Origin of the sequence: Microbacterium sp. R86528, from assembly GCF_044596335.1 — a bacterium.
Taxonomy (GTDB): Bacteria; Actinomycetota; Actinomycetes; order Actinomycetales; family Microbacteriaceae; genus Microbacterium; species Microbacterium marmarense.
Map to the genome: position 1 here is coordinate 469,326 of NZ_CP138996.1, position 22,037 is coordinate 491,362.

A 22,037-nucleotide genomic window follows, 5' to 3' on the forward strand; every position below is an offset into this window, starting at 1 on the left:
ACGGGCGCGACGAGCGCATTAGCCTGGGGATATGGCGCAGGTTCTCTCAACCGTTCTTTGCGATCGATGGGTTGATCCTTCCCAAGTGCACCACGAGCTGTCTGCAACCTCAGAGCATTCGTTTTGGTTGGATGCAGGTCCAGACGCAAACCTCGGGTGGAGCTGGGTCGGCCTGGGCACTCCCGAACCGGATGCCGCAGTAGTCGACGAGATCGTCTGCGTTCCAAATAGCCAGGCAAACGACACCTACGACGGGAAGTTTCGCGGCGGCTGGGTCGGGTGGATGGGGTACGACGACTCCGCCTCGCGTGCTGGTGCACCTTCTGCATCCGATCGCTTCTCGGTGCCTCAGCAGCTTTGGTTGCGCGCCACCCAGTTCTTTGCGTTCGATCACACTCGCCGTCGGATGTGGGCCCTTGCTCCAGCGGATGATCTCGCAACCTTCGTTGAAATGGGGGAGCAGGCCGCGCTCGCAACGGCTATGCCGTTGCCCCCTCCGCTGCATCGGGAGCTCGTACCGCGTCATACTCCGGAGTTGTACGCCTCGCTGATCGAACGTTGTCGTGACTCGATTAGCCGCGGCGACGCATATCAACTGTGCTTGACAACCCGCTTCGAGCTCGAACTGAACGAACAGCTCGACATGCACGATGTCTACGCCCGCTTGCGCCTGGCAACCCCGTCTCACCACGGGGGGCTGATCATGTCTGCGGGCGTGGCACTCGCGAGCGCGAGCCCGGAGCGATTCTTAGAGGTCTCGCAGTCGAGGGTGCGCACCCGGCCCATCAAAGGCACTCGCCCTCGAAGCGTCGATCGCGAGGCTGACGCGGCGTTGCGAGCTGAACTCCTGCAAAGCGAGAAGGAACGCGCTGAGAACGTCATGATCGTCGACCTGATGCGCAACGATCTGTCAAAGGTCTGCCTGCCGGGATCCGTCGCGGTAGAAGAGCTGTTGGTGGTCGAGTCATACGCCGCAGTGCATCAATTGGTGAGCACGGTGGCTGGCACACTCGCGCCAGAAACAACCGTCGGTAGCCTGCTGGCTGCTACATCACCGGCCGGGAGCATGAGCGGTGCGCCGAAGCTATCGGCGATGACAATCCTGCATGCGCTCGAGGGTGATGCTCGCGGGCTTTTCGGTGGTTGCTTCGGCTGGGTCGGTGACGACGGCGGATTGGACCTCGCCATGGTGATCCGCTCGATCGTCGCGCATCCCGACGGAGCGTATGTCGGTGCCGGCGGTGGAATCACCTGGCATTCGAAGTCGGCCGACGAGGTGGCCGAAGTTGGCATCAAGGCGCGAGGACCACTCGCAGCGCTCGGCGCTGCGCTGCCGCCGGGTTGGTGTGACATCGTCGGGTAACCTGGAAAGAGCGCGCTGTGCGCTTTCCTGTGCACCCCATGATTGGTATCACCACGTGAGTCATACGCCGTTTCCCGAGTCCGGTGGGTTCGACACCCAAGCTATCCAGGACAAATGGCAGGAGCGCTGGGAGAAAGCCGATCCGTTCCGCGCCGGTGGGGCTGAAGACACGCGTCCCCGCAAGTACGTGCTCGCGATGTTCCCCTACCCGTCCGGTGATCTTCACATGGGGCACGCCGAGAACTACCTCTACTCCGACATCGTCGCGCGCGCATGGCGTCACCGCGGCTACAACGTGCTCAACCCGATTGGTTGGGACTCGTTCGGCCTACCGGCTGAAAACGCTGCCATCAAGCGCGGAGTCGAGCCTCGTGAGTGGACTTACGCAAACATCGAACAGCAGAAGCAAGGCTTCCGTTCGTATGGCGTGTCATTCGACTGGAGTCGCGAGCTGCACACCAGCGATCCGGAGTACTACCACTGGAACCAGTGGCTCTTTCAGCGCATGCACGAACGCGACCTTGCCTATCGCAAAGAGAGCCCTGTCAACTGGTGCACCAACGATCAGACGGTGCTCGCGAACGAACAGGTCGTAGACGGCCGCTGCGAGCGCTGCGGCGCAGAAGTGATCAAGAAGAAGCTGACTCAGTGGTATTTCAAGATCACCAAATACGCCGACCGCTTGCTCGACGACCTGAACCAGCTCGAGGGTTTTTGGCCGCACAAGGTTCTGCAGATGCAGCGCAACTGGATCGGTCGTTCAATCGGCGCTGACATCGATTTCCAGATCGAAGGACGCGACGAAGCGGTAACGGTCTTTTCTACCCGTCCCGATACCCTGCACGGTGCGACGTTCTTCGTCCTGGCCCCTGACGGTGACCTGGCGGCAGAACTCGTCGCCGAGGCGACGCCCGAGGTGCAAGAGCGCTTCCAGACATATCTGGCTGGCGTATCGCGGCAAACCGAGATCGAGCGGCAAAGCACTGACCGGCCCAAGACCGGGGTCTTCCTGGAGCGATACGCGATCAACCCGGTGAACGGCGAGCGTCTGCCGATCTGGGCCGCAGACTACGTCCTCGCAGACTACGGTCACGGCGCGGTGATGGCAGTCCCCGCTCATGACCAGCGCGACCTCGACTTTGCTCGAGCCTTTGATCTGCCCGTTCGAGTCGTTGTCGACACCACAGCCCCTATTACCGGAGCGATCCCGGTCATCGAGCTCGACGATGAGGGCGTCCCGATCGATCCTGGGACAGACGATTCGGTTGATGAGCTCAACCCAGCCAAGACCGGCATGGCCCTGATTGGCGAGGGCCGGATGATCAATTCGGGAGCACTCGACGGTCTCTCCAAGCGCAACGCCATTGCACGCAGCATCGAGCAACTCGAGGCAGCCGGCACTGGTCGCGCCGCCAAGACCTACCGTCTTCGGGACTGGCTGATCTCACGGCAGCGGTTCTGGGGCACGCCCATTCCGATGATTCACACCTCGGATGGCCGCATCGTTCCTGTTCCTCATGAGCAGCTTCCTCTGCAACTGCCTGATGCTGCTGGTCTAGACCTCACTCCGAAGGGCACGTCACCCTTGGGGGGCGCAACCGAGTGGATTCAGACGAGCGACCCCGAGACTGGCGAGCCGGCACTGCGTGACCCCGACACGATGGACACCTTCGTCGACAGTTCCTGGTATTTCCTGCGCTTCCTGTCTCCCAACGATGCGACGCAGGCTTTCCCCTCAGCCGAAGCGAACAAGTGGGCACCGGTCGATTCGTACGTTGGCGGCGTTGAGCACGCCATCTTGCACCTTCTCTATGCCAGGTTCATCACCAAGGTGCTGTTCGATATGGGGTACGTCGAGTTCACAGAGCCATTCTCTTCGCTGATCAACCAGGGCATGGTGATTCTCGGCGGTTCGAAGATGTCGAAGAGCAAGGGCAACCTTGTGCTGTTCAAAGACGAGATCGACGCGCACGGCGCAGATGCATTGCGCGTCGCACTCGGGTTCGCGGGTCCCGTTGAAGATGACAAAGACTGGAATGATGTCTCGACCACGGGAGCGCAGAAATTCCTCGCGCGCGCCCTTCGAGTCGCCCAAGACGTCACCAGCGATCCCAGTGTTGTGTGGGCCGAGGGCGATCAGGCGCTGCGCCGCGTCACTCACCGGCTGCTTGCGGATGCACCGGGGCTTATCGATCAGACGAAGTTCAACGTCGTCGTCGCACGTTTGATGGAACTGGTCAACGCAACCCGAAAGACGATCGATTCGGGCGCAGGTGCCGCCGATCCCGCGGTGCGCGAAGCGGCTGAAGCAACCGCGATGGTGCTTGATTTGTTCGCTCCGCACACCGCCGAAGAAATGTGGGAGATGCTCGGTTACACCGGCTTCGTCGGTCTGGTGCCGTGGCGAGTTGCCGACCCTATGCTGCTCGTGGAAGACACGGCGAAAGCCATTATTCAGATCGACGGCAAAGTGCGCGCGACGCTCGATGTGTCCGCGAAGATCGATGCGGCGACCCTTGAGGACCTCGCTCGCACAGACGACCGCGTGCTGAAGGCGCTAGCTGGCCGCGAAATCACGCGTGCCGTCGTACGACCGCCAAAGGTCGTCAGCTTCAGCACCAAATAAGCGCTCCTCCTCTGACTAGGCCTCAAAGCCGCCATGCACAATTGAACCTGCATGGCGGCTTTGAGCATGCAGGCGCCTTAGCGTGAGCGGGTGTCTGCAACGAAGGATCAACCCCCGTCCTCCCCACGCCAGCGGCTGGGGCTCGGGGCAGCGATAGTCATCGTCATCGTTGCGCTTGCCGTGACGGTCGGAATCGGTGTCGTTCGCTCGACTGTGCAGCCGAGCGAAGAAGTCATCATCACGGATGCAACAGGCACCTCGAGCATTGAAAACGAGGTGATCTACGTGCATGTATCGGGAGCGGTCACCGCGCCGGGGCTTTACGTTCTCGACCAAGGTGCACGAGTGGTCGACGCGATCACAGCAGCAGGTGGATTCGATGACGAAGCAGCGCCGAGCGCTCTCAACCTCGCGCGTCTCCTCTCTGACGGCGAGCAACTGGTCGCGCCGACAACCGCGGATCTTGAGAAGACGCCCGGGGCAAGCAACGCTGCGGCCGGCGGGGCTCAGACATCATCAGACGGTCGGGTCAATCTCAATAGCAGTGACCTCGCGCAGCTGGATACGTTGCCGGGTATCGGGCCTGCGTTGGCACAGCGCATTATCGAATGGCGCGAGACGAATGGAAACTTCACGAGCGTCGAAGATCTGCTCGCTGTGTCGGGCATCGGCGAGAAGATGCTCGCAACCCTTCGTGATCTGGTGGTGGTCTGAGCGGTGTGGGCGCGACCGGGAGCGCGTCTGATCCCCGTCGTTGCGGTGGCGTGGAGCGTCTGTGCGATCGCGATTGCTGTCCCGGAAGCAGCGCGCGCAACGGCCGCGTGTCTGTGGGGAATCGTCTTCGTTGCGCTTGCAACGACGGCGTGGGTCGCGATGCACCAAGAGCGCCATGCGCTCACGCGAACGATCTTGACCGTTCTGATACTCATCACCATTGCCACGGCGGCAGGCGCGGTGGCCGCGACGAATGTCGCACTTGCAGCGCCGCTGCGCGCCGAGCTGACTGAGCTCGGCTTAGATGATGGGCGCGCGCTCGCTGTCGAGGCCACCGTCGTCGGCAAGGTCGAACGACGCGCAGATGACAGTCTCGCGTTTGATGCGACGGCGTCAGTCATCGCAATCGGCGACGTCGAACATGCCGTGCACGGGCCGATCATCGTGCGTGTCGAGTCATCCGACATCACGGATAGAAGCGGCCTCGATGTCGGCGCGGTCATCGTTGCGCGTGGCACCGCACGCCCAGCCTACGAGGGGTCACGGGCCCTCTTCGAGATCGCCGCGTCGCGCGAGCTCTCAGTGGTGGCAGCACCGTCTGGCGTCTTCGCCTTGGCATCACATCTGCGTCAGCACCTCGTCGAGTCCGCGTCGCGATTACCAGGCTACGGAGCCGAGCTCATCCCTGGCCTGGCGATCGGTGATACCGCGTTGGTGAGCGCTGGACTCGACCAGGCGATGAAGACGTCATCGCTATCGCACCTGACGGCAGTGTCTGGTGCGAACTGCGCACTCGTCGTGGGCATCGCGTTCCTCGTGGCGGCGCAATGCTGCGCCTCGCGAGCCGTGCGTGTGGTCTGCGGCCTGGTGGTTCTGGCTGGATTTGTGCTCATCGTCACGCCCGAGCCGAGTGTCGTGCGGGCAGCAGCGATGGCGATAGTCGCGATGCTCGGGGTGCTATTGGCCCGCACTGGTGCAGGGTTGGCGGTACTCTGTCTTGCGGTTTCGCTGCTTCTGGTCTTCGATCCTTGGTTGGCTGCTTCGCTGGGCTTCGCCCTGTCGGCAGCCGCGACCGCCGCACTTCTGGTGCTTGCTCGGCCGCTCACCAACGGGCTGGCACGATGGCTCCCTCGCGCGCTCGCATTGGCTCTGGCCGTACCACTGTCGGCGCAGCTTGTGTGCGGTCCGCTTCTCATACTGATCGCGCCTACGGTGCCGATCTATGGCGTTCTGGCAAATCTGCTGGCTGCACCGGCGGCGCCGGTGGCGACCGTCGTGGGCTTGGCAGCATGCCTCACATCGTGGGCGCCATGGCTACAGGATGGATTGGTCGCACTGACTTGGTTGCCGGCCTCGTGGATCGCTGGCACCGCGCGAACCGCTGCCGAGCTGCCCGGCTCCTCGCTGCCGTGGGCTGAGGGTCTGTGGGGAGCTGCGCTTCTCACCGCGATCGGTGTCGCCCTCTTTGTCGTGCTGGTCGGGGCAGGTCAGCGTCGTTGGCAGCGGCGCCTCGTCGGACTCGCGACCATATCGCTCGCGGTGGTGGCGGGCGTCGGTGGCGGCGTTGCGCTCTTGACGACGAGCGTCGGCCGACTGACGCTGCCGGCCGATTGGAGCGTGCTGGCCTGCGATGTCGGGCAAGGCGACGCGATTCTCGTGCGGTCTGCTGACATGATCGCTCTGGTCGACACTGGACCGGATCCGGCACTGCTGGAACGTTGCTTGACGAGAGCTGGTGTCGGCGAGATCGACATTCTCGTGTTGACACATTTCGATACCGACCATGTGGGCGGTGTGGAAGCAACGATCGGCCGTACTCGCACAGTTCTTCACGGCCCAGCTACGCCCGAGGGCGCGCTTGTCCTCGACGACCTCGCGCGCTCGGGTGCGCTCGTTTCGCAAGTGCACGCAGGCATGGATGGCGCTCTTGGGGATTCGCGCTGGCGGGTGCTCTGGCCAATAGCCGGCTCGTCGGCCGCGCCGGGCAACGATACGAGTGTCGTGCTCGACGTGCGGGGTGGAGGAGTGCCCACCATGCTGATGCTCGGAGATCTTTCGGCGGCGCCTCAGCAAAGCCTCCTCACGTCTGATGTGCTGAAACCGCCGTACGCAGTTGTGAAAGTCGCGCACCACGGCAGCGCAGACCAGTACACCGCGCTCTATGAGCAGGCGGCACCGTCAATCGCGCTGCTTACCGTCGGCGCCGACAACCGCTATGGGCACCCTCGTGATGAGATCGTTGCCGTACTCGATGACCTCGACGCGGTGATCGCCCGCACCGATCTCGCGGGCACTGTCGCTGTAACAACGACCGATTTCGGCGCGCAGATCTGGCGTGATCGTGGCGGGTGATCGCTCCCACCTTCACGGGCAATGTCATCCGCCGTCGATAGTCTTGTCTCATGCCATCTTCCGCGCGCCGACCCGCCACTCGCCCGGCTCGCAGCAGCATCCCCCAAGTGTCGTGGCGCGATCCCCGACCAGCGGCCATCGTCTTGGTCGCAGGCCCTGAAGATGTCTGCGCTGAGCGCGCGATTGCGGGAATCCGTGAACAACTGCGCGCACACGATGCGAGCCTGGAGGTCTCAGACGTCCGAGCCGACGATTACACCGCCGGCACACTCTTGGCGCTGACTTCGCCGTCGCTGTTCGGCGAACCTCGCTTGGTTCGAGTCACTGGCGTCGAGAAGTGCTCCGACGTGTTCCTGTCTGAGGCGGTGTCGTACCTCGATATGCCGCAAGAGGGAGCAACGGTCGTACTGCGCCATACCGGCTCAAGTGTGCGCGGCAAGAAGCTCCTCGATGCGGTTCGCGCGGGCACTGGCGGCGGCATCGAGATCACGTGTCCAGCTATCAAGCGCGACTCAGACCGATTCGATTTCGCAGCGGGGGAGTTTCAGGCTGCTCGTCGTCGTATCGCCCCGGTAGCGCTGCGCGCTTTGGTGTCTGCGTTTGCAGAGGATGTGACCGAACTGGCGGCCGCGTGCCAACAGCTCATTGCAGATGTCGACGGTGACATCACGGAACAAGTGGTTGAGCGCTACTACGGCGGGCGTGTCGAAACGTCGGCGTTTACGGTTGCCGATACCGCGATTGCTGGGCGCTACGGTGATGCGCTGGTTTCGCTCCGCCACGCGCTCGCTTCGGGCGCCGACCCGGTGCCGCTGGTTGCAGCAATCGCGTCGAAGCTTCGCACCATGGCCCGAGTGGCAGGCAATCGCGAGCCAGCGAAAGCCCTCGCCGCACGGCTGGGCCTGAAAGACTGGCAGGTCGATCGTGCGCGCCGCGATCTGACCGGGTGGAACGAGATGAGCCTAGGCATGGCTATCCACGCAGCTGCGCGCGCCGACGCCGAGGTGAAAGGCGGCTCGCGTGATCCCGTCTTTGCGCTCGAGCGCCTCGTGACTGTGATCGCTACGCGCGCTCCCTTCGCCGAATAGAACGTCGCAAAGGCTCGTCAAGACACGAGCGTCACCAAAAACGAAAGGCTCGACCCCGAAGGGTCGAGCCTTTGACGCGATGACTCCCGGGGTTCTTCAGCCTCAGAGAGCCGAGACCTGCTTCGCGATTGCCGACTTGCGGTTCGCTGCCTGGTTCTCGTGGATGACGCCCTTGCTCACGGCCTTGTCGAGCTTCTTCGACGCGGTTGCGAGTGCCTTTTCAGCAGCGGCCTTGTCGCCAGCGGCGACCGCTTCGCGGGTGCGACGCACCTCGGTGCGCAGCTCGCTCTTGACGCGCTTGTTGCGCTCGTTGGCCTTTTCGTTGGTCTTGTTGCGCTTGATCTGCGACTTGATATTCGCCACGTTTGACGTCTTTCGTTCAGAGTGAATGAGAAATGCCGGTTCGCAGTAGAGGGGTGCGTTCCAGCGGTCGTGTGGAATGGGAAGCCCACACGCGCAAGTCAATGTCCGAGTCTATCAGGTCTGTTCGAGTGTGGTGAGCGCCAGGTTGAGTAGTGCGTTGAAGACGTCAGGCCGCATGGCGGTCACCAGGTGAGAGGTGCGTGGAACAACTACCAGTTCTGAGTGCGGTGCAACCCTCGCAAACAGACGCTCATTGACACGAAGCTGGTCGTATTGGCCGTTGATGAACCAAAGTGGAATCGAGATGCGCCCGAGCGCCTCGAGCAGGTTCAGCACGGAGAGACTGCGCAACGCCTCATCTTGAGTGTCGAACGCGTAGCCACCGGCACCGAAGTCGGCGCGAGTGTGCGGCGGCAGCGTGCGCTCTAGCACTCGATCCGTGAGCCACATTCCTCGGTCGGGCAGTGAGTCGAACCCGCGCGCGAGCGTGCGATATGTCGAGAGCCCGAGACCACGCGGAACTGCCGTGCATGAGGCCGCGATGAAGCCCGCAACAGGCGGTGCGTCTTGACGCCCCACGTACTCGATCGACAGCAGTCCTCCCATCGAATGGGCGGCGAGCAGCACTGGACCGCGCGCGGCGGCGTCGCGCACAGCGCGATCGATCGTGGCGAAGGCTTCCTCCAGCGTGAACTCGTCGCTCATTCGAGAGCCGTGTCCTGGCAGGTCGACAGCGACGACGTTGTTCCCGCGGTCACGCAGATAGCCCACCTGTGCGCGCCACATCGTCGCTGATGTGCGAATCCCGTGTACCAGGACGACCTCGACCGCCATGCAACAGAGGCTATTGCACCGCAACCGTGCCGTGCACCTCTCGACACGCAGGTCAAAACGGCTTCGTACGGGACATCCAGCCGTTCACCATAGAATCGACTAGCCATGTCACCCCGCGCCCTGAAGCCTCTCGAGCCGTCTGTCACCCCACCGGAGCAGATTCGCAATTTCTGCATCATCGCCCACATCGACCACGGCAAGTCCACGTTGGCCGATCGAATGCTGCAGATCACCGGGGTGGTCTCTGACCGTGACATGCGTGCGCAATACCTCGACCGCATGGACATCGAGCGCGAGCGGGGAATCACCATCAAGTCGCAAGCGGTGCGCATGCCGTGGTCGCTTGATGATCAAGTGCACGCACTCAACATGATCGATACCCCCGGCCACGTGGACTTCACCTACGAGGTCAGTCGTTCCCTCGCCGCGTGCGAAGGCGCCATTTTGCTGGTGGATGCTGCGCAGGGCATCGAAGCGCAAACTCTCGCCAACCTCTACCTGGCGCTCGAGAATGACCTCCACATCATTCCGGTGCTCAACAAGATCGATCTTCCCGCTGCCGACCCTGACCGCTTCGCCGCCGAGCTCGCTGGTCTCATCGGTGGCGACCCCGACGACGTGCTGAGAGTGAGCGGCAAAACGGGTCAGGGCGTTGAGGAGCTGCTTGATCGCTTGGTGCGCGAGATCCCCGCGCCGAAGGGTGATCCCGACGCACCCGCAAGAGCGATGATCTTCGACTCGGTGTACGACGCATACCGTGGCGTGGTTACCTATGTGCGAATGATCGACGGAGCGCTGGCGCCGCGCGAGCGCATTCAGATGATGTCGACGCGGGCAACCCACGAGTTGCTGGAGATCGGCGTGACCAGCCCCGAGCCAGTGCCGTCAAAGGGTCTTGGAGTGGGCGAGGTCGGGTATCTGATCACGGGCGTGAAGGATGTGCGCCAGTCCAAGGTGGGCGACACGATCACGCACTTTCGCAAGCCGGCCACCGAGGCGCTTCCCGGATACACCGACCCGAAGCCTATGGTTTTCTCTGGGGTCTACCCGATCGATGGCAGCGACTATGGCGTGCTGCGTGAAGCTCTCGACAAGCTGAAGCTCTCGGATGCTTCACTTCAGTACGAACCGGAAACATCCGTTGCTCTTGGATTCGGCTTTCGCTGCGGATTCCTCGGACTGTTGCACCTCGAGATCATCACCGAGCGCCTCTCCCGAGAGTTCGACCTCGACCTGATTACGACCGCACCGAGCGTCACCTACGAGGTGCGCACCGATGCCGGCGCTGAAATCACCGTTACCAACCCGAGCGAATACCCTGACGGCAAGATCGCCTCAGTGACGGAGCCGATGGTGAAGGCAGCGATCCTGCTTCCGAAGGACTATGTCGGCACCGTCATGGAGCTGTGCCAGGCACGTCGCGGCACGCTGTTGGGTATGGAGTACTTCAGCGAGGAGCGAGTGGAGCTGCGGTACAACATGCCGCTTGGCGAGATCGTCTTCGATTTCTTCGATCAGCTCAAGAGCCGCACGCAGGGCTACGCCAGCCTTGACTACGAACCAAGCGGGCAGCAAGAGGCTGACCTCGTCAAGGTCGACATCTTGCTGCAGGGCGACAAGGTTGATGCCTTCAGCTCGATTGTGCACCGTGAGAAGGCCTACGCCTACGGTCAGCTGATGACTGAGCGTCTGCGAAAGCTGATTCCCCGCCAGCAGTTCGAGGTGCCCATCCAAGCGGCCATCGGCGCGCGGATCATCGCTCGCGAGTCGATCCGGGCAATGCGCAAGGACGTTCTCGCGAAATGCTATGGCGGCGACATCAGCCGCAAGCGCAAGCTCCTTGAGAAGCAGAAAGAGGGCAAGAAGCGCATGAAGATGGTCGGTCGCGTCGAGGTGCCCCAGGAGGCCTTCATCGCTGCGCTCTCTGGTGACACCGAGGGCAAAGAAAAGAAGTAGTCGGATGCTGCGACCCACGAATCTGGCCCCGCATCGCACCCGCAACGCGAAGTAGGCTATTCGACATGCGCCGCGGGAGTTTCAAAGACGACACAGTCGACTATGCGGCCGTGGGCGCTACCCAGGCGGCGGATCTCATGCACTTTCCGCCTGAACGCAGCATTCCTGCGGAGCAGTCGTGGCGCATTGGCAGTGGCGAGACACGTTTTCGGGGTGCGAGTGAGACGCTGCTGTCGTGGACCGCGCAACGTGGAGCCGGGCTGGCCCTCACAGATGTCCGTCCCGCGTCCGGCCCGATGTACTCCGGGGTGAGCTTCGACGCCGACGGCACTCCGATCGCTCCGAGTCGCGCAGAGGCAGACCTTCGCTACGACGCGGACGGCACCCCGTACGTCGCCCCCGGGACCACCGTCCGTGTTCACGGCCGAGTCAGCGGAATGCGCGCCGACGCCGAACTGCGGGTTATCTTCACGATCGACGAACCTCGACGGGTTGGCTTCGCGCTCGGCACCGTCGGCGAGTCGGTCGTCAGCGGCGAAGAATCCTTCATGATCGAGTGGTACGAGAACGATCAAGTGTGGTTCACCGTTCGCGCATTCGACGCGCCAACGTCGCTGTTGTATCGCATGGTGCCTGCGCTCACGCGGCGGCGTCGCCGAGAGCTCTTCACGCGCTATCTGCGAGCGATCTCGCCGCTCTACAACACTCCCGCGTGAGGGCTCGCTAGTGGGCTCGGCACTACCCGACGGCGAGCCAGTTCCTGAAGACGGCTCCCTGCCCCCTGACACACAGATAGATCTCGCGACCCCCTTCAGCGTCTATTTGCACGTTCCGTTTTGTAGAGTGCGCTGCGGCTACTGTGACTTCAACACCTACACCTCTGAAGAACTGCACGGCGCACGGCAGGATCAATACGCCGACACATTGCTGCGCGAAGTGGAGTTCTCGCGCAGTGTTCTCAGCCGCGCTGGCGGCATTCGTGCGGCATCCACTGTGTTCTTCGGTGGCGGAACCCCCACACTGCTACCACCCGGAGACCTTGCCCGCATGTTGAACGGCGTGCGGGACGCATTCGGGGTAGCACACGACGCCGAGATCACCGTCGAGGCAAACCCCGACACAGTGACCGATGCGGTGGCAGAGGAACTCGCCGCGGCGGGTGTCACTCGGCTATCGATCGGAATGCAGTCAGCAGTCCCGCGAGTGCTGACCGCGCTCGATAGAACACACAACCCCGCGAACGTCACAACAGCCGTTGCCGCGGCACGCCGCGCTAACTTGAACGTCAGCGTTGATCTCATCTACGGCGCACCGGGAGAAACCCTCGATGATTGGCGCGCCTCGGTCGACGCCGCACTCGATTTAGAACCCGATCACATCTCGGCGTACGCCTTGATCATCGAAGCCGGCACGAAGCTTGCTCGACAGATCAAGCGCGGCGAAGTGGTGGCACCCGACGATGACGTGCAAGCTGACATGTACGAATACGTCGACGCCCGCCTCAGCGCTGCCGGACTCGATTGGTACGAGGTGTCGAATTGGGCCCGCAATCTTTCGCAGCGATCGCGGCACAATCTCGCGTACTGGCAGGGCTCCGATTGGTGGGGTTTCGGCCCTGGCGCCCACAGCCACATCGCTGGCGTGCGTTTTTGGAACGTGAAGCATCCAGCCGCATACGCTCAGCGCCTTGAGCACCAGAATTCGCCAGCGGCAGGGCGAGAGATTCCCGACGCAAAGGCGCGCACTCTCGAGGCTGTGCTGCTTCGAAGTCGCATTCGCGAAGGACTGCCGATCGACGAGATCGAGAGTGCATCTCGCACGAATATCGCTTCACTGATTGCTGATGGGCTCATCGATGGCGCCTCGGCACTCGGCGGCACCGTCGTACTGACCTTGCGGGGACGGCTGCTGGCAGACGCGGTCGTTCGCCGGCTCACCGACTAGGCTTAGCGCACTTTCGGTGCGGGCAGCGAATCGAGGGCGTCGGCGCGGCGCAGGGCAACAGCCGTGGTAGCCGTGTCGTACAGCTGGGTCGTGCGTTGTGCGCCATAGGCAGGCCACCCGGGATCACCTGTGCGAATGAAACGCACCCAGTCCGCGTGCATTTGGTCGGCAAGCGCCTGCGGTGCAAGCCTGCCCGCCATGCGCACCGAATCTGCGGCATTCAGCTGATCGAAGACAAAGCCAATCTCGATCGCGTGGGCCGCTTTGAGCTCTCGCACCGGGCTCTGCCACGCAAACTCATAGACGAAAGAGTTCGCCCGGCGCTTTTCGGCAACGGAGACAGCGGCCTTGCGCAGAAGCACGTCGGTGGCAATCTGCCCAAAGAGCTCTCCGGTAGACGCGTGCGGCCATGCCGCCCGATACAGCTTGACTGCTCGTGACGAAATGCCCAGCGCCAGGCGACCGAGCTGGAACTTCAGGGTTGTGATGGCAGCGAGCGCTGCCGGCGGAAACCACAATCGATACTCGTCGGTGTTTGTGCCGATCAGCAAGGGAACCTCGACGTTCACCAGCGCCTCATGGGGTGACAGCGGCAAGGTATCAGCGTCAATGGCCAGCGCGAAACCAGGTGCCCCGCCCAGTGGGGAGCCGCCCGCGGACTGCTGCCTTCTCTCTTCGAGAAGAATCCTCGGCGTGATCTGCGCGAACGCATCTCGGGTCGCGGGAAGACCCAGCCGCTTGGCCAACGCTCGGGTCACGCGGCCGGCGCGCGCCATTGAATCGGCCACCAGCGGGGCGCTTTCGATCGCTGCGCCTGCAACCAACTTGACGGTGTCAGGGCGCGAGAGCAATGCCGCTACGATCGCGCCGCCAGCGGACTCTCCCACAATCGTGATGCGGTTCGGGTCTCCGCCGAAGTGCGTGATCTCGTCGTGAACCCAACGCAACCCGGCGGCGGCGTCTGCGAGTCCGAGATTGCATGGGGCGCCCTCGAGCACTGAGAACCCTTCAGAGCCGACCCGGTAGGCAATTGAGACGAACACGACACCATCGCGTGCGAAAGCTGAGCCGTCATACGCGCTCAGCGCGGGCGTTCCTCTTTCAAGAGCCCCGCCGTGAAACCACACCATCACTGGCAAGGAGTGCGCCTCGACGGGCGTCCACACGTTCGCCGTCAGAATGTCGTCGCCCGCAATCTCGACAGACGAGAGCAATTCGCCGAGAGCGCCGGGATACGGTGACTGCGGCGCAGTCGCACCGAATTGGGTCGCATCCCGCTCTCCCTCCCACGGGGGAACCGGCTCGGGCAGCCGAAACCGGCGCTCGTCGAAAGGCGGCAGAGCGTACGGAATACCGAGAAAGCGACGAATGCCCTCGGATTCGGTTCCACGCACGTTTCCGGCGGTCAGGTGGAGCTTCGGCGTTGAACTCTGCGGATCACTCATCGCAGTCAGCGTAGGTGCGCACGAGGAAAAATGCCACACGCACGGGCTACGCTGACGCGTCAGGCGTCGAGCCGGTCTAGAATTGGCACTCACGGTTGAGGAGTGCCAGCGGGGAGGAACGTCATGGTCAGCGAACGTGGGCTCGAAGTGCTACGCGCCATCGTCCAGGACTACGTCGACACGCGCGAGCCGGTCGGGAGCAAGACGATCGTCGACCGTCATGCGTTCGGCGTCTCAGCGGCCACGATTCGCAACGATATGGCTCTCCTCGAAGATGAGGAGCTCATCGTCGCCCCTCACACCTCGTCGGGACGCATCCCGACTGACAAGGGATACCGCGTGTTCGTGGATCACCTTGCTGAGGTTCGCCCGCTTACTCCCGCCCAGCGCACCGCGATCTCTTCGTTTCTTGAGGGCCCGGTAGACCTCGATGACGCACTCAGCCGCACCGTGCGCGCCCTGACACAGCTCACCGGCCAAGTAGCGATCGTGCAGTACCCCTCGTTCGAGCGAGCGAATGTGTCTCACGTCGAACTTGTGCAATTGGGCAGTGGTCGGATGCTCGTGATCGTCGTTACCGACACAGGCCGCGTATCGCAACGGGTCAGCAATGTTCAAGACGAGTTCGATGAAACGGACCTTGGCCGCATGCGCGCTGAACTCAGCACGCTGCTGGTCGGTCGATCTGTGCGTGACGGCCTCCATCGCATCGAAACCCACCTGGCGCTGCACGACGATCCCACCAAGCCATGGGATGCCGCCACCCGCGTGCTCGCGCGTGCCGTAGCGGAAGACCTCGAAGAATTCCGGCAAGATCGCCTGGTGCTGGCAGGCAGCGCGAACCTCGCAAAACGAGAGTCGGACTTTCGTGGCAGCATCTATCCGCTCTTGGAAGCAATCGAACAGCAGGTGACTTTGGTTCGCTTGATGGGGGAGATGGTGGCCGATGAGCACGGGCTCGCCGCCAGCATCGGTCGTGAGAACGAAGCATTCGGACTCGCCGAAGCATCCGTTGTGACAAGCGACTATGACGCGACCGGCGCGGGAGCGCGTGTCGGATTGCTCGGACCCACGCGAATGGACTATCCCACAAACCTTGCGGCGGTGAGAGCGGTAGCCCGCTACCTCACGCGCATGCTCGAAGAAGACGACACGAGCCGCTGAAGCGCGCTCGCAATACGATCCCGCGCTCGTGCGCGGCAGGAAGGCGAAAGTGGCTGACCACTATGAAGTCCTCGGGGTTTCCCGAGAAGCATCCCTCGATGAGATCAAGAAGGCATATCGCCGACTTGCCCGGGAACTGCACCCTGATGTCAATCCGGGCGAAGACGCGTCAGAGCGCTTCAAGCTTGTGACGCACGCTTACGACGTGCTGAGCAACGATGAGCAGCGTGCCCGCTACGACATGGGTGGTGATAACGCAGGCTTTGGCGGCGCAGGAGGATTCGGCGGCTTCAACGACATCTTCGAGACGTTCTTCGGCGGCGCAGGTGGTTCGCGGGGCGGTCGCCCGCGCTCAAGACGCGAGCGTGGTCAAGATGCACTGGTGCGGGTGACTCTCGATCTTGCTGACGTGGTCTTCGGTGTTCACCGAGACATCGAAGTCGATACCGCAGTGCTGTGCGAGACGTGCGAGGGCTCCTGCTGCCAGCCCGGTACGTCTCCGGTGACATGTGACATCTGCCACGGAGCGGGTCACGTGCAGCGTCAGGTGCGAAGCCTGCTGGGAAACGTGGTCACCAACCAGCCGTGCAACGTGTGTTCTGGATACGGCACCACGATCCCTTATCCGTGCGCTACGTGTCAGGGTCAAGGTCGAGTGCGCTCGCGTCGCACGGTGTCTCTCGACATCCCTGCTGGCGTCGAGAACGGTCTGCGACTGCAGTTGCCGGGCTCGGGCGAAGTGGGTCCAGCCGGTGGGCCCAATGGTGATCTGTACCTGGAGATCACCGTGAACAACGACGACGTGTTCTCACGCGACGGCGATGATCTGCTCGCGACATTGGAGGTGTCAATGAGCGACGCGATTTTGGGCACCAACACCACCATCGACTCTCTCGACGGCTCCGTAGACCTTGAGATCCGTCCCGGCGTGCAGTCCGGAGACGTGCTCACGATCAAGGGCCGTGGAATCACTCCCTTGCGCGGGTCCAACCGCGGTGACCTTCGAGTCGGCGTGCATGTGGTGACGCCAACGCGCATCGGCTCGAAAGAGCGCGCCCTCATCGAAGACTTCGCCAAGCGCACCCGCGCGCCAAGCCCCAAGCTCTCGGAGTTCCACCAGGGAGTCTTCTCTAAGCTCCGCGACCGCTTCCGAGGATGATCTGACGTGGCGTTGCACTTCTTGGTTGATGATCCGCTGTCGGCTGGAGTGGGCGAAACTGTCACGCTCACCGGACCGGAGGCCCATCACGCTGCTGCGGTGCGGCGCGTTCGCGCGGGCGAAGAAGTGACCGTCGGCGATGGTCGGGGCGGCTGGCTTCGCGGCACCGTGATGTCGGTCGCGCCCAAAGAGGTGTGCATCGCGGTCGAGGAACGCCAGCAGTTTGCAGAACCCCACCCTCGCGTGATCCTTGTGCAGGCGCTTGCCAAAGGCGACCGAGACGAACTCGCGGTGCAGGCAGCCACTGAACTCGGCGTCGACGCGATCGTGCCGTGGCAGTCAGCTCGCAGCGTATCTCGATGGGACGCGGCAAAGAAGGCGAAGGGGCGAGCTCGCTGGGCGAGCATCGTGCGCGAGGCAGCCAAGCAGGCCCATCGCGCTTGGGTGCCCGAGGTTTCTGATGTTGTGACGACTGCTGCGCTGGTTGCCCGTGCTCAGTCTTCGCGAGTCGTTCTGCTCGAGCCCACTGCTACACAGCGACTCTCGACGTTCGAGGTGAAGGACGATCCTCGCGATCTGCTGCTGGTGGTCGGGCCGGAAGGCGGCATCAGTCCCGACGAGATCACCGCGCTGATAGGCGCTGGCGCCGACCTCGTTCGACTGGGCGAGACTGTGCTGCGCACCTCAACCGCGGGCCCGGCGGCGCTCGCGGTGCTGAGCGCGCGGCTCGATCGCTGGTGAGAAGCGTTTCTCTTCCGATGGTCCCACCCGCCGGTAGACTGCAGTGATGAGCGAACCCACGATTTTCACACGCATCTTCCGGGGTGAGATTCCGTCGGAGATCCTCGCAGAGACCGACAACGTGTTTGCGATTCGCGATATCGCCCCTCAGGCACCGGTCCATCTGCTCGTGATCCCCAAGACACAGCAGTACCGTGATGTCGCCGAGCTCGCAGCTGGAGATCCCGCGTTGCTGGCTGAAATGGTGGCGCTGGCCAAAGAGCTAGCCGCTACGCACGCGAACGGCGAGTTTCGGCTGGTATTCAACTCCGGCGAAACCGCTGGCCAAACTGTCTTCCACGTTCATGCGCATGTGCTCTGCGGTGAACTGACCGAAACGAGCGTCGGTGCCTGACGAACCAACAATCGACCGAGTATTTGCCGATGGCGTGGCCATGGTGCAGCTACTCGGACCTCAGGATCGCCTGCTGCGCGTCGTCGAGAAGGAACACCCTGAGGTCGACGTGCATGTGCGCGGCAATGAGATCACACTTTCGGGTTCCCGCGAAGCTGTTCAGGCCGCGCGAAGGCTGGTCGATGAACTGCTGGCAATGACCCAATCTGGTCACGACCTCGTTCCCAACGATGTCGCTTCTTCCGAGCGCATGCTTCGCACGGACGGTGGCCCACGGCCGTCCGAGGTTATGGGTGAGGCAATCGTTTCGTCGCGCGGGCGCATCATCCGCCCAAAGACGATTGGCCAGAAGGAGTATGTCGACGCGATCGAAGAGAACACCATCGTCTTCGGGATCGGGCCAGCAGGAACTGGGAAGACCTACCTCGCCATGGCCAAGGCGGTGCAGGCGCTGCAACGCAAAGAAGTCAGCCGCATCATCCTCACACGACCCGCGGTAGAGGCCGGGGAGCGGTTGGGCTTTCTGCCCGGCACCCTGAACGACAAAATCGATCCCTATCTGCGGCCGCTGTATGACGCTCTGAACGAGATGCTCGACCCTGAGATCGTGCCGAAATTGATGGCATCGGGCACCATCGAGGTTGCGCCGCTCGCCTACATGCGCGGCCGCACCTTGAACGACTCATTCGTGGTGCTCGACGAAGCCCAGAACACGACTCCTGAGCAGATGAAGATGTTCTTGACCCGTCTTGGATTCGGCACCCGCATGGTGGTCACGGGTGACATCACTCAGGTGGACCTTCCCCAGGGAACCTCGGGCCTACGCCTGGTCACGCGCGTGCTGAAAGACATCGAAGACATTCACTTCTCGCGCCTCACGAGCGCAGATGTCGTGCGGCATTCTCTGGTGGGACGGATTGTGGACGCCTACACCGAGTACGACGAGTCACGGCTCTCAGCGAGGCGGGAGCGCGACGAAGCCTCAGAGTTCGCGTCACGCGTGGAGCGCCGCGGCGGTCGCAAGCCGGGGCCGAGAGATCACCTTCCCAAGCGAGGACACTCATGACAATCGAGATCGGCAACGAATCCGGCATAGCGGTCGAGGAAGCCGTTCTGCTGCGGCTCGTTGCGCACAACTTGATGCAGCTCAACGTCAGCAACGATGCCGATGTCGCCATCATGCTGGTCGACGAGGGCGCGATGGAAGCTCTTCACGTGCAGTGGATGGACGAGCCAGGCCCGACCGACGTGCTGAGCTTTCCCATGGACGAGCTGCGCCCCGGCACGGAAGATCAGCCAACGCCTCCCGGTCTGTTGGGCGATATCGTGCTGTGCCCGCAGGTCGCGGAAGGCCAGGCCGTAGCGGCGAAACACTCCACTATGGACGAGCTGATCATGCTCACCACGCACGGATTGCTTCATCTGCTGGGGTTCGACCACGCCGAACCCGAAGAAGAGCGTGAGATGTTCGGTTTGCAGCGAGAGCTCATCGTGAGCTTCAACGCAGCCGAGCGACGACGACGCGCATGACTCCGCTGTTTCTTCTCGTCTTTGCAGTTCTCCTTCTTGCCTTCGGGTTTCTCATGGTCGCGATCGACGCTGCCATGGGCGTCACCTCGCGAGCGGACCTGTTCGAGCTTGCGGAGTCTGGCCGCAACGCCTCGTCTCTAGAGAAGATCGCCAATGACCCGGACGCCCACGCGAACGCAGTCATTTTCATCCGGGTATTGGCAGAGACCACGGCCGCCGTGTTCGTCACCGTCGCGTTCACGCTCGTCTTCGAGAACATCTGGTGGGCTGTGCTCGCCGCCGCCGTGCTGATGACGGGCGTCTCTTACGTCGTGGTCGGCGCGAGCCCTCGAAATGTCGGTCGCCAGCATGCGAAGGGGTTGCTGCGCGCAGCAGCGGGAATCATTCGCGGCGTGCGCATCATTCTGGGACCGCTCGCGCACGGCCTGGTCGCCCTGGGCACGCGCATCACGCCCGGCGCCAGCCGCGGCACGTCTTTCGCGTCAGAGGAACAGCTGCTCAGCATCATCGATGAAGCTGCCGAGAACGAGCTCATCGAGCAAGACGATCGCCAGCTCATCCACTCCGTCTTCGACTTCACCGACACCTTCGTTCGCGCTGTGATGATCCCTCGCACCGACATGGTCTCGATCGACGCCCAGTCCGATACCCGTGATGCAATGCGCGTGTTTCTGGAGACCGGAATCTCGCGCGCTCCGATTGTCGACGGTGACGCCGATGATGTAGTCGGCGTGCTCTACCTCAAAGACTTGGTGCAGTTCGGCTTCCGCGACGAAAGCGGATGGCGGGATGCTCCCGTCAGCCGTATCTCGCGGCCGGCTATGTTCGTACCCGAATCGATGAAAGCAGAAACCCTTCTGCAGCAGATGAAGCGTGACGCGATCCACCTCTGCATGGTCATCGACGAGTACGGCGGGGTATCGGGCCTCGTGACTTTGGAAGATCTCATTGAAGAGCTCGTAGGCGAGATCGCAGACGAGTACGACGCGCGCATCGACGAAGTCACCGAGCTTGCTCCTGGTCAGTACCGTGTCAGCGCGCGACTCGGACTGGACGCGGTCGGCGATCTGTTCGGACTCGAACTTGACGACGAAGATGTTGATTCAATCGGTGGGCTTCTTGGCAAGGCGCTGGGACGCGTTCCACAACCGGGGGCGTCAGCCGAGCTCGGCGGCATCGCGATGACCGGTGGCGCGTCACGTGGCCAAGGCCGCGGAATATCCACCGTCTTCGTTGAACGAGGGTCTTTGCCCGAAGAGGAGACATCGACCTCTCGTTCACCGCGGACGGGTGAGATTCGCACCGTCCCGTCTCGCAACGGCGATCCAAAGACGTCGAAAGACGCGAAAGACACCAAGGCGTCCAAGGACTCGAAGGACCCCAAAGCGTCGAAGGACGCGAAGCCATCCAAAGACGCGAAGGTGTCGAAGAAGGGGGATCGGTCATGACCGATACCAACCGATCAGGATTCGTCACGTTCGTCGGCAGGCCGAACGTGGGCAAATCGACTCTCACAAACGCTCTGGTGGGTGAGAAGGTAGCGATCACGAGCGATAAACCTCAAACAACGAGGCGCGCGATACGCGGTATCTTGAACCGTCCCGGGGGACAACTGGTCATCGTCGACACGCCGGGTCTCCACAAGCCGCGTACGCTGCTGGGCCAGCGCCTCAACGATCTGGTCGAGCAGGTGCTTGGCGACGTCGACGTGATCGGCTTCTGTGTTCCCGCCACCGAAAAGGTTGGCCCGGGGGATCGCCGCATCGCAGAGTCACTCGGCGGGTACGGACGTGCAAAGAAGGTGGCCATTGTCACCAAGACCGACGCAGCAAGCCGCGACCAAATCGCCGAGCGCCTCATGGAAGTCGACGCGCTGCGCGAGGACTGGGCAGCGGTCATCCCGATCTCCGCTCTCACGAACGACCAGCTCGACGTGGTTTCGGATGAGCTTCTCGCTTTGATGCCGGAGGGACCGGCCCTTTACTCGGAAGACATCGTCACCGATGAGAGCATCGACGACAGAATCGCTGAGATCATTCGCGAAGCCGCCCTCGATGGCGTGCGCGACGAACTTCCACACTCGATTGCCGTCATGGTGCGAGAGATTGCGCCCCGCGAGGGCAGCGATCTGACCGACATCTTCGCCGACATCGTCATCGAGCGCGACAGCCAGAAGGCGATCATCATCGGCAAGAAGGGCTCGCGCCTGAGCGACGTCGGTGCGCGCGCCCGCGCCCAGATCGAGCCGCTGATCGGCTCCCGCGTCTTTTTGTCATTGCATGTACGCGTCGCGAAGGAATGGCAACGTGACCCGAAACAGCTGGGACGGCTGGGGTTCTAGCTGGCGTCGCTTCGCGAACGGGT

The 22,037-nt window shown here is 62.7% G+C and carries 19 protein-coding genes; 16 read left to right on the forward strand and 3 right to left on the reverse strand.

Annotated elements, in window-relative coordinates:
• Window positions 1-31 precede the first annotated feature (31 nt).
• The 5 genes from SJY18_RS02355 (at window position 32) to holA (ending at window position 8,143) form a co-directional block, all read left to right on the forward strand.
• Entirely contained in the window at window positions 32-1,363 is a 1,332-nt protein-coding gene (locus SJY18_RS02355; protein WP_396668271.1) for an anthranilate synthase component I family protein, read from the forward strand.
• 55 nt (window positions 1,364-1,418) lie between these two features.
• On the forward strand, window positions 1,419-3,989 hold the full coding sequence (leuS, locus tag SJY18_RS02360; RefSeq protein WP_396668272.1) for a leucine--tRNA ligase: 2,571 nt from the start codon (window positions 1,419-1,421) through the stop codon (window positions 3,987-3,989).
• A gap of 90 nt (window positions 3,990-4,079) precedes the next feature.
• Window positions 4,080-4,703 carry a helix-hairpin-helix domain-containing protein gene (locus SJY18_RS02365; RefSeq protein WP_396668273.1) on the forward strand — a complete coding sequence of 208 codons (624 nt, stop codon included), beginning with the start codon at window positions 4,080-4,082 and terminating at the stop codon, window positions 4,701-4,703.
• A gap of 3 nt (window positions 4,704-4,706) precedes the next feature.
• Entirely contained in the window at window positions 4,707-7,055 is a 2,349-nt protein-coding gene (locus SJY18_RS02370) for a ComEC/Rec2 family competence protein (RefSeq protein ID WP_396668274.1), read from the forward strand.
• 50 nt (window positions 7,056-7,105) lie between these two features.
• Window positions 7,106-8,143: a DNA polymerase III subunit delta gene (holA, locus tag SJY18_RS02375; RefSeq protein ID WP_396668275.1), complete on the forward strand. Its 1,038-nt coding sequence runs from the start codon at window positions 7,106-7,108 to the stop codon at window positions 8,141-8,143.
• Window positions 8,144-8,245: 102 nt separating this feature from the next.
• Here the strand turns inward: holA and rpsT are convergent, their stop codons facing one another.
• Together rpsT and SJY18_RS02385 are read right to left on the reverse strand one after the other, a co-directional pair.
• Window positions 8,246-8,506, reverse strand: a complete 261-nt coding sequence (gene rpsT / locus SJY18_RS02380; protein ID WP_337338008.1) for a 30S ribosomal protein S20 — start codon at window positions 8,504-8,506, stop codon at window positions 8,246-8,248.
• Between the two features lie 114 nt (window positions 8,507-8,620).
• Entirely contained in the window at window positions 8,621-9,340 is a 720-nt protein-coding gene (locus SJY18_RS02385; protein WP_337338007.1) for an alpha/beta hydrolase, read from the reverse strand.
• Between the two features lie 105 nt (window positions 9,341-9,445).
• On the opposite strand from SJY18_RS02385, the gene lepA reads away from it, so the two are divergent.
• From lepA to hemW, 3 genes are all read left to right on the forward strand, one after another.
• A complete protein-coding gene (gene lepA, locus SJY18_RS02390; protein ID WP_337338006.1) occupies window positions 9,446-11,296 on the forward strand; it encodes a translation elongation factor 4 in 1,851 nt (616 codons plus the stop codon).
• A gap of 65 nt (window positions 11,297-11,361) precedes the next feature.
• Window positions 11,362-12,012, forward strand: coding sequence for a DUF1990 family protein (locus SJY18_RS02395; RefSeq protein ID WP_337338005.1), 651 nt, complete (start codon window positions 11,362-11,364; stop codon window positions 12,010-12,012).
• Window positions 12,013-12,022: 10 nt separating this feature from the next.
• Window positions 12,023-13,240, forward strand: a complete 1,218-nt coding sequence (gene hemW, locus SJY18_RS02400) for a radical SAM family heme chaperone HemW (protein ID WP_396668276.1) — start codon at window positions 12,023-12,025, stop codon at window positions 13,238-13,240.
• A 2-nt stretch (window positions 13,241-13,242) separates the two neighbouring features.
• Here hemW and SJY18_RS02405 read toward each other — a convergent pair whose 3' ends face one another.
• Complete coding sequence (locus SJY18_RS02405) at window positions 13,243-14,685, reverse strand: carboxylesterase/lipase family protein (RefSeq protein ID WP_396668277.1); 1,443 nt, start codon at window positions 14,683-14,685, stop codon at window positions 13,243-13,245.
• A 123-nt stretch (window positions 14,686-14,808) separates the two neighbouring features.
• Here SJY18_RS02405 and hrcA point away from each other — a divergent pair, with 123 nt between their 5' ends.
• From hrcA to era, 8 genes are read left to right on the forward strand one after another with little or no spacing between them, the layout of a single operon-like run.
• Window positions 14,809-15,849 carry a heat-inducible transcriptional repressor HrcA gene (hrcA, locus tag SJY18_RS02410; RefSeq protein WP_337338002.1) on the forward strand — a complete coding sequence of 347 codons (1,041 nt, stop codon included), beginning with the start codon at window positions 14,809-14,811 and terminating at the stop codon, window positions 15,847-15,849.
• Window positions 15,850-15,898: 49 nt separating this feature from the next.
• The gene (dnaJ, locus tag SJY18_RS02415) at window positions 15,899-17,008 is read left to right on the forward strand and encodes a molecular chaperone DnaJ (RefSeq protein ID WP_337338001.1); all 1,110 of its coding nucleotides are present in this window, start codon (window positions 15,899-15,901) and stop codon (window positions 17,006-17,008) included.
• A 6-nt stretch (window positions 17,009-17,014) separates the two neighbouring features.
• Window positions 17,015-17,749: a 16S rRNA (uracil(1498)-N(3))-methyltransferase gene (locus SJY18_RS02420; RefSeq protein ID WP_396668278.1), complete on the forward strand. Its 735-nt coding sequence runs from the start codon at window positions 17,015-17,017 to the stop codon at window positions 17,747-17,749.
• Between the two features lie 46 nt (window positions 17,750-17,795).
• Window positions 17,796-18,143, forward strand: a complete 348-nt coding sequence (locus SJY18_RS02425; protein ID WP_337337999.1) for an HIT domain-containing protein — start codon at window positions 17,796-17,798, stop codon at window positions 18,141-18,143.
• A gap of 40 nt (window positions 18,144-18,183) precedes the next feature.
• Entirely contained in the window at window positions 18,184-19,209 is a 1,026-nt protein-coding gene (locus SJY18_RS02430) for a PhoH family protein (protein WP_337338415.1), read from the forward strand.
• Window positions 19,206-19,673 (forward strand): rRNA maturation RNase YbeY, encoded by a 468-nt coding sequence (ybeY, locus tag SJY18_RS02435; RefSeq protein ID WP_337337998.1) that lies wholly within the window; start codon window positions 19,206-19,208, stop codon window positions 19,671-19,673. Before SJY18_RS02430 ends, ybeY begins: the two co-directional genes overlap by 4 nt.
• Window positions 19,670-21,121 carry a hemolysin family protein gene (locus SJY18_RS02440; RefSeq protein ID WP_396668279.1) on the forward strand — a complete coding sequence of 484 codons (1,452 nt, stop codon included), beginning with the start codon at window positions 19,670-19,672 and terminating at the stop codon, window positions 21,119-21,121. The genes ybeY and SJY18_RS02440 overlap by 4 nt, the downstream gene beginning before the upstream one ends.
• A complete protein-coding gene (gene era / locus SJY18_RS02445; RefSeq protein ID WP_337337996.1) occupies window positions 21,118-22,014 on the forward strand; it encodes a GTPase Era in 897 nt (298 codons plus the stop codon). The genes SJY18_RS02440 and era overlap by 4 nt, the downstream gene beginning before the upstream one ends.
• The last annotated feature ends 23 nt before the right edge of the window (window positions 22,015-22,037 follow it).

Excerpts from the sequence above, each read along its gene's own strand:
- lepA (WP_337338006.1), top strand. The coding sequence starts at position 9,446 with ATGTCACCCCGCGCCCTGAAGCCTCTCGAGCCGTCTGTCACCCCACCG.
- era (WP_337337996.1), top strand. The coding sequence starts at position 21,118 with ATGACCGATACCAACCGATCAGGATTCGTCACGTTCGTCGGCAGGCCG.
- SJY18_RS02405 (WP_396668277.1), bottom strand. The coding sequence starts at position 14,685 with ATGAGTGATCCGCAGAGTTCAACGCCGAAGCTCCACCTGACCGCCGGA.
- SJY18_RS02440 (WP_396668279.1), top strand. The coding sequence starts at position 19,670 with ATGACTCCGCTGTTTCTTCTCGTCTTTGCAGTTCTCCTTCTTGCCTTC.
- SJY18_RS02430 (WP_337338415.1), top strand. The coding sequence starts at position 18,184 with ATGGTGCAGCTACTCGGACCTCAGGATCGCCTGCTGCGCGTCGTCGAG.
- SJY18_RS02385 (WP_337338007.1), bottom strand. The coding sequence starts at position 9,340 with ATGGCGGTCGAGGTCGTCCTGGTACACGGGATTCGCACATCAGCGACG.
- SJY18_RS02425 (WP_337337999.1), top strand. The coding sequence starts at position 17,796 with ATGAGCGAACCCACGATTTTCACACGCATCTTCCGGGGTGAGATTCCG.
- hrcA (WP_337338002.1), top strand. The coding sequence starts at position 14,809 with ATGGTCAGCGAACGTGGGCTCGAAGTGCTACGCGCCATCGTCCAGGAC.
- holA (WP_396668275.1), top strand. The coding sequence starts at position 7,106 with ATGCCATCTTCCGCGCGCCGACCCGCCACTCGCCCGGCTCGCAGCAGC.
- SJY18_RS02355 (WP_396668271.1), top strand. The coding sequence starts at position 32 with ATGGCGCAGGTTCTCTCAACCGTTCTTTGCGATCGATGGGTTGATCCT.
- SJY18_RS02395 (WP_337338005.1), top strand. The coding sequence starts at position 11,362 with ATGCGCCGCGGGAGTTTCAAAGACGACACAGTCGACTATGCGGCCGTG.
- ybeY (WP_337337998.1), top strand. The coding sequence starts at position 19,206 with ATGACAATCGAGATCGGCAACGAATCCGGCATAGCGGTCGAGGAAGCC.